11 protein-coding genes are annotated in these 7,747 nt (G+C 26.8%); 1 reads left to right on the top strand and 10 read right to left on the bottom strand.

Annotated features, from left to right (window positions below):
- Positions 1–180 precede the first annotated feature (180 nt).
- The 9 genes from GPX08_RS14090 to GPX08_RS14050 form a co-directional block, all read right to left on the bottom strand.
- Positions 181–774, bottom strand: a complete 594-nt coding sequence (locus GPX08_RS14090; RefSeq protein WP_156627441.1) for a redoxin domain-containing protein — start codon at positions 772–774, stop codon at positions 181–183.
- 34 nt (positions 775–808) lie between these two features.
- Complete coding sequence (locus tag GPX08_RS14085; protein ID WP_156627440.1) at positions 809–1,048, bottom strand: hypothetical protein; 240 nt, start codon at positions 1,046–1,048, stop codon at positions 809–811.
- Positions 1,049–1,076: 28 nt separating this feature from the next.
- Positions 1,077–1,757, bottom strand: a complete 681-nt coding sequence (locus GPX08_RS14080) for a cytochrome c biogenesis protein CcdA (RefSeq protein ID WP_156627439.1) — start codon at positions 1,755–1,757, stop codon at positions 1,077–1,079.
- Between the two features lie 18 nt (positions 1,758–1,775).
- A complete protein-coding gene (locus GPX08_RS14075; RefSeq protein WP_156627438.1) occupies positions 1,776–2,234 on the bottom strand; it encodes a hypothetical protein in 459 nt (152 codons plus the stop codon).
- 261 nt (positions 2,235–2,495) lie between these two features.
- Positions 2,496–3,023 (bottom strand): dihydrofolate reductase, encoded by a 528-nt coding sequence (locus GPX08_RS14070; RefSeq protein WP_156627437.1) that lies wholly within the window; start codon positions 3,021–3,023, stop codon positions 2,496–2,498.
- A gap of 260 nt (positions 3,024–3,283) precedes the next feature.
- Entirely contained in the window at positions 3,284–4,003 is a 720-nt protein-coding gene (locus GPX08_RS14065) for a DUF2812 domain-containing protein (protein ID WP_156627436.1), read from the bottom strand.
- Between the two features lie 15 nt (positions 4,004–4,018).
- Entirely contained in the window at positions 4,019–4,339 is a 321-nt protein-coding gene (locus GPX08_RS14060; RefSeq protein ID WP_156627435.1) for a PadR family transcriptional regulator, read from the bottom strand.
- Positions 4,340–4,758: 419 nt separating this feature from the next.
- Complete coding sequence (locus tag GPX08_RS14055; RefSeq protein ID WP_156627434.1) at positions 4,759–5,322, bottom strand: ATPase; 564 nt, start codon at positions 5,320–5,322, stop codon at positions 4,759–4,761.
- Between the two features lies 1 nt (position 5,323).
- The gene (locus GPX08_RS14050; protein WP_016207691.1) at positions 5,324–5,488 is read right to left on the bottom strand and encodes a hypothetical protein; all 165 of its coding nucleotides are present in this window, start codon (positions 5,486–5,488) and stop codon (positions 5,324–5,326) included.
- Positions 5,489–5,864: 376 nt separating this feature from the next.
- Here GPX08_RS14050 and GPX08_RS14045 point away from each other — a divergent pair, with 376 nt between their 5' ends.
- Positions 5,865–6,440: a hypothetical protein gene (locus GPX08_RS14045; protein WP_156627433.1), complete on the top strand. Its 576-nt coding sequence runs from the start codon at positions 5,865–5,867 to the stop codon at positions 6,438–6,440.
- Positions 6,441–6,762: 322 nt separating this feature from the next.
- On the opposite strand, the gene GPX08_RS14040 is transcribed toward GPX08_RS14045, so the two are convergent.
- Positions 6,763–7,239, bottom strand: coding sequence for a pyridoxamine 5'-phosphate oxidase family protein (locus GPX08_RS14040; protein ID WP_156627432.1), 477 nt, complete (start codon positions 7,237–7,239; stop codon positions 6,763–6,765).
- Between the last annotated feature and the right edge of the window lie 508 nt (positions 7,240–7,747).

Here is a 7,747-nt window from a genome sequence, read left to right as displayed (position 1 = left end):
AGCAACTCTTTCTTCTTCAGTAAACTTTCTTATGAATCTCGTACTCATTTCTTTCCCCCTCAAGTAAGTTATTTTAATTATAATTACACTGAGTGTAATAGTCCAACATTCTGAGGGGGCCTATGAGATAATTATGTTGTAATTTTTCATTCTTAATTTTATATTGTGCAACAGCACCTCTTATTTATTTAATAAATTTTCTATATTATTATTTAAAACACTATTACTAATCATTCCAGAATGATCGTAATATATATTTCCATCAATGTCTATAAATAAAGTTCTTGGAACTGCATTTAAATAATATGTCATAGCTGCATCACTATCTATATCATAAACTATATTCATATCATATCCTTCTTCGTCTATAAATGCCTTTGCTGTTTCTTTGGTTTCTCTCATTCCATCAGTAAGGTTTACCATTAAAATTTCTACATTTTCATCTTTATATTTCTTCATAGCCTCATCAAAATATGGCATTTCTGCTTTACATGGAGGACACCAGCTTGCCCAGAAGTTTACTACTACGTTCTTTTTACCAATATAGTCTGATAATTTAACTTCATTATTATCTTCATCATAAACAGTGAAATCTTTTGCTTTTTCTAAAGGCTTATCCTTATTTACATCACTAAAGTTATTTCCATTTATACTACTGATGTTATTTTCTTTTTCAAAATAAGCATTTGTTAGATAATCATACCCTAATTTCCCTATAAATATCAACAGCCCCATTACAATTATAATTATAAATATAATTTTTTTATTTTTCATATCTTTGATCTCCTTTATTAATTACATAATCAAACTATTTTTCTTTATCACTAGTAAAAAATGATAAAATTAATCCCATTGCTGAAATACCAATTGACAATATTATAAAACTATAATTTTCATTAATAGGGCATACCCCTTCTGGCAATCGTGATCTGTTCCAATAAATCAAAATAAAATTTAATATGCTTAATGCTATACCTATATTCATTAGATAATTGCTAAGCTTTTTTATATTTAGTTTTTTTATATTTTTACTGATTATTTCTTTCATATTATATCTTCCTTTATACTTATTTAACTTATACAAAAGTTAACATGGACAATAATTTATTTAAATATCCAGTCATCATCATTACACCTACAATTATTAAGATCGTACCTGATATCATATTAATAATTTTGTAGTTTCTTTTTATAAAATTAAATGTTCCCTTTAATGAATCAATCAATAAAGCAGATAATATAAATGGAATCCCAAATCCTAAGCTATAGGTAAGTAACATTAGTACTCCTTCCATAATATGACTTGAATTAGTTGCCATCATTAAAGCTGATCCTAAAAATGGTCCAACACATGGTGTCCATCCTATACTGAATATCATCCCAAATAATATAGATGATGCTAAACTAACATTGTTTTTATCAATTTTATTCTTAAGTTTAAAGGTTCTTTGAAGTATATTTATCTTTAATATTCCTAGGTAATTAAGACCCATAAATATCATTAATATACCTGAAAATATATTTATCTCTCGCATATATTTGTTTAAACTTAATCCAAGTGCACTTGCACCAACCCCTAATAAGACAAATATAATTGAAAATCCTAAAACAAATCCTAGTGAATTTATCAATGCTCTATTTTTCTTGTTACCTGAATCCTTTCCCATGAAATATGATACATATATAGGTACCATAGGTAGGATACATGGAGATATAAATGTTAATATCCCTTCTAAAAATAATAGTATATAATTCATAATTAAAATTTCTCCTTTTTATAAGCCACACTGTATTCTTTTCATTATATCTTTGTAAATTTCTTCATCATTTACTTCTTTTAAATTATCAACTACTCTAATTGATCCTGTTAATCTAAAGTCAACTAGAATTCCATAATCTACGTTCTTTTCTAAGCTAGTTTTTAATATGTATTTTCCATCTTTATCGTAATCCATTTTAATCATTTCTCCAGAATAAGAATTTATAAGTATTAATTCACTTTCTTTATCAATACCCTCTAATTTGATGTTAAATTCAGGCTTGTACTCTGAAACTGTAATCAACGGACTCATATAACTTCCATCAAAAGTTTTAGTAATAGTTTCACTTTTTACTTTTTCTAAATCTTCTATTTCACTTTTAGTCTCATTAATTCCCTCAGCAAATACTTTAATCCCACCAAATATAATGCTAATTACACATACTGATACGATTAATATATTTCTCCACTTCATCTGAATTCACTCCCCTTCTGATAAGTGATATTATATAAATCTTATTTGTTGGTTTTATGAAGATTTTATAATATATTTGAATATATCGATTTATTACTATCATGTAACTACTTTTTTATACTCATTAAAAATTATTTTTAGTTAATTTTCCTTACATAAAAAGAGGTTGGTATTAAAAGTTTTTGATACCAACCTCTTTTTAATTGAGTGCTCTTTATAAAAGTACTACATACCTCTCCATCCTTAAACAATAAAAAGCTATTATTTATTTCTCTTTGAATATTTCATTACTATAATCCCATCTTCAACTGAATATTCCTGAAGGCTTAAATCAATTTTAGGGTTATTTTCTAAGAATAACTTTCTTCCATTTCCTAAAATAGTAGGTATTATTCCTATAATATATTCATCTATAATATCGGCTTTAACAAAGCTATCAATCATTACTCCTCCACCGAATAAAAATATATTTTTTCCTTCACTTTTTAAATTACTTATAGTTTTGCATATATCACCACTTATAAAATGATAATTTTCATAGTCATCTATATTTTCTGATGTTGCTATATATACATCTTTCTCCTTATATTCATTATGAAAATTTTGATCATAACAATTTCTTCCCATAACTACAACATCAATACCTTCTAGAAACTTCGCAAAATCCGATTTATTTTCTGTATTCAATTCAGAGTTGCCATCTCCAACAATCCAATCATATCCACCATTTTCATCTGATATATAACCATCTAAACTTATTGCTAAATTTAATATTATTTTTCCATCCATATAATAGTCCTCCATTTTATCTTAATTATAGTATTTCTTAAATCTATATCCCTTTCTATAAAGTGAACTTCTTAATTATCCTAGATTTCTTTATATACTCAGTCAATTAAGCATACCATAATTTCAATAATAATTATTCATTATCCCCTTACACTTTGTTTAATTTATATATTCATATTTAATAAACTCATTCCATTGGTGATATTTAATTTTTCCTATTTCAACTCTCTTTTTTCATATTATTTAATTTGTATATAAATTTATAGAGACTTTTTATATTTCTTATAGTACTTTAAACTTGAACTAATACTAAATATACCTAAAATTATGTAAAATATTGCAAAATATTTTTTCTCAAGCAAATATAGTATTCCTAAAATACAAAATAGAACACCTGCAAATATATATAATTTCCATGTCATTTTGTTTTCTTCTTCTTTACACTTACCATATTTTTGTATTTGCTTAATTCTATAGTTATATGCTAAGTAAGGCATAAAATTAAAAATAAACACACAAATATCAATTACTAATAAACCTAAGACAATAAGAAAGATAGGCTTTATAGCAATTATAGAAACAATTAACAAGCAAATCAGAGCTACAGCTACTAATGAAGAATAAAGTGATCCCCTTTTTGTTTTATTTCTCATATTTATGTACTTATTTACTTCCGATTCACAGTCACTATAAATAGGTTTAGCTCCATCTTGTGCCATAAAAATATATATTTCATCCCCTACTGAAGTAACAAGTTTCCATCCGGCTTCTTTAAACATAGCAAAATATTCTTCATCTGCACCTATTTGATAGTCTACGCTATATATTACTTCTTGAGGCTTATCTTTTTTTAATTTATAAAAAACTCCTCCTGTTATCCCCTCTAGAATCCAACCTTGCCTCGCATAATTTTTTAACTTTTCCATATCGCCTTCTTCATCAAATGCAAGTCCACTAATCATTATATATTTACTTTTCATCAATATCCCCCTTTTCTAATCCAAAAAATTTTGAGCAAATCTAATCATTTGTTTTTTACGCTCAATCTCTTTAATTAGCATCTCTCGTCCTTTATTTGTTATTTTATATACTTTTTTATTTTCAGCTATGTCTGTATTTAACTCCACTAAACCTGCTGCTAAAAGCTTTTTCAGTGTTGTATAAAGTGATGCTGGACCAATTGTGACTTTATCATCTGTAAGCTTTTCAATAGTTTTCATAATTAGGTATCCGTGCTTTTCCTCAATAACACTAGCTAGAATATAAAAAGCAGAGTCTGTTAGCTCCCCAATATCAATAGAATCTTTTCTTGCCATAAATTACTCCTTCATACTTTTATATATCATTAATTGATATATCATTAAATATAATATATCAATTAATGATATAGTCGTCAAATTTTTGTATGTTATTTCCCATATTTATCCCTTAACCTCTTACATAGCTCAATTAATTTTATTTCTTATTAACCCTATAGATAGTTTAAGAGACTGTAAGTAGCTTAAATATCTACTTACAGTCTCTTTATGATATATGATTAAGATAACATTACTTATCCATCTTTTCATAATCTAATTTTAGTAAAAATCTCATTTACTTATGATACGCTTCACCGCACCGTAAGTAAAAAAAGTTTAAACTTCCCCATATACAATATAATTAATATAAATTCAAATTCAAGTTTTAACTATATTTTTATAAAAAATAAGTAGCAAAACCACCTAGATTCTACTACTTATTTCAAATTAATATTTAACCAATTTGGTGTTTTCTTATCTTTCCAAACAACTTCACCATCTTTAATAACCATAACTAATTTAAACATTTCTGAATTATCGTATATATTAATTTTGTCACATATATTAATGACTTTACTCAAATTTGCTAAAGAATCGAAGTATCTTCTTTCTATAGCCTCATCTGGTATTCCATGACCACCTTTTCTTACTCGTATTGCAACTCTTTCTTTTGCAATATCAACACTTTTTACCCCTATATAATTCATAGTAACATAAAATCCTTTTTCTTTTGCCAATTTTATATTACTAATAATACTTTTTCCTGATAAAGTAGTTTCTTGATTAAATGATATTCCTTCAACTATATATTTTTTTATAAGTTTTACAGCTTCTCTAGCACATTTAATTTGAAGATTATTATCTTGCCAATGTCCTATCCTTGAAACCATTTCATCAGTATTTATTCTCTTTTCACCTATATTTTCATTATAATAAATAGATTTATATATAGAAGTTTTCCCTGCACCATTAACTCCTGCAAATATAGTGTAATTTTTCATATTAATTACCTATAACTTTCATTTGTTCTCTTTGTAATAGGATATTAGATAAATTCGCATAAAAATCTTGTTCTTCTTTTGTTTTTGAGTTTAAAAGCAATTCCATAATATCAGTATAGGAATACTTTAAAAAAATATCATATAAATTAATACACTTATTATCCATATAATCCTCCTTTAGAACTTAATTTATAAATTAATTATATACCAAAGAATTAAAATAATAAACCTAAGATCTAATAATTTTGGTTCTCCATAGGTACGCTTCCGCGTATCATAAGTAAATGCATTTTTTCAATTATCTTTTACCATTCTATCAGTATACTAATATAACTTACTTCTAAAAAATTACGAACTTGCTCTTATATATATATTTATCTTCCATAAGCCGCTTAAATACCTATTCTTCACAATCATTTATTCTTCTCTATACTAAATAGTACAGTATCTCAAAAATGTCATTACTAAGTAACACTACTCATTGTTGCTAATATAATACTAATGATTAGGCTTATAACAGTATAAATATAAAGGAGTATCGTATGTATAATAACCAATTTTTCTTTTTTCCCTACCCCATGAATCAAGATGCTTATCTCTCCTCCAATTCAACGTGGAGAAATACAGCACAAAAATTTGCATCCTTTAGTGGCACAGTTACAATGATTGAAGATTTTTACACAGGTCAAAATGATTCATCAATGGGCTGCTATAAATTTATGTCGCTAGAAAACGTGGACATGGGGATTGTAAATTTTATAATCTCTCCGGAAACTTACTTTGTAAATCATGAAGTGATTAAAGTAGGTGATGAGGTAACTGGGTTTTACGATGCAAATGCACCTACTCCCCTTATTTACCCTCCACAATATCGCGGAATTGTTATGGCTAAAAACACAGAATCTGAAAATGTTACTGTAGACTATTTTAATAGGGATCTTATAAGTAGCGATGGAAAATTAAAACTAAACATTGCACCATCTACAGAGATATTTCTAACAAATAATCAGATTTTTAATAGATACTCTGGAAATAGAAACTTAATTGTTATTTATGGCTCCACAACATTTAGCATCCCTGCCCAAACTACTCCATATAAAATCATTGTTCTTTGTTAAATCAAAATATATTATATTGACTCATATAATTTACTTACATCATAGCCTTTCTAAAAAAATAGGATTTCATTTAAATTCTAAAGATTTTAGCAAAGGCTTTCTATCTTTTCAATTTATTAACTTGTCATTATTTAATTTAAATTAGTATTATTCTAAAATATTATTTAGTAATTTCTTAATGGGTGGTTATGTTCAGAAAGTTAATGCAAAAGAAAAGAAAAGAAGCACCCATTCATTATAAATTAATGCTTCATTATTAATTAACATCCTATAAAAATAAATTTATATATTATTTTTAAAAATATAAATTGACTTTACATATTTATTTCGCCGTTTTATTGATAAAATCAACTTCATACTGATGTTCACCATATTTTTTTTCGTTGTCAGTAATGGTACCTTCTGTGAGGGAGATACGCGGAACTATTGAGTTTGGATTGTCTTCGTCGCCAACTTCATCGAACCAATCAAAAATCTTTTTAAATTTCCCTCTGATTTCTGCGTTCTTCTCATCCTTTACCCAGCCTAGATTTTCAGCCCTACCTTGTAAAGAGTACCAACTTAATCCACCAACAGAAACCTCGTTATTCTTCTCAATTTGCAGCATTTTATTTTTTCTTGCGTCAGTAGAAACATAAAATACGCCGTCCTCATAATAAGCGCATACCATACGGACAGCAGGACGAGGATTACCTGCAGCATTCGATGATAGTGATATTGTCCCTAGGGCAATAACTTCCTCTTTTCCATTTCCGCAACGTTCCTCCATAAGTTTCATTGCATTTTCATACTTGCTCATTTTAATTCTCCTTTAAATTTATTATTTTATGCTGTAATTATAGTCAAACTACTTTAAAAGTTCCCAAAATTAAACTCTTTCACTCTACTTCTCTTTGAATTTTTTTATAAAATCCAACCTAATGTCTGTATCAGTAGGTTTATAAAGCATACTCATATATATTATTATAGCATATTTGGAATTAATTACCTATTATTTCTCTTCTTTTTATTACTTAATATATGATATTTAATATATTAAAATGGTCTTATCTAAGTATTATCACTAGCATGACTATTAACCTTATTTACTTACACTCTGTGAAAATTCTGCTGACCAAATTAAAGTTCAAAGCATCACTTTTGATACAGTTCATTATTCTTAATTCTAAAATAATAACCCAGTACAAAACATTTCTGTATTGTACTGGGCTTCACTATGGAGGCTAATCTTAACTACTAGTACCCTCTACTATCACTTTTATTAATTCTTAAATAAAATTATCTTTTTTTCTATTTTAATTTTCTAA

This window comes from Clostridium tertium (assembly GCF_902652255.1).
Taxonomy (GTDB): domain Bacteria; phylum Bacillota; class Clostridia; order Clostridiales; family Clostridiaceae; genus Clostridium; species Clostridium tertium_A.
Note: the sequence above shows the minus strand (reverse complement) of the source record. Positions and strands in the feature narration are given on the sequence as shown.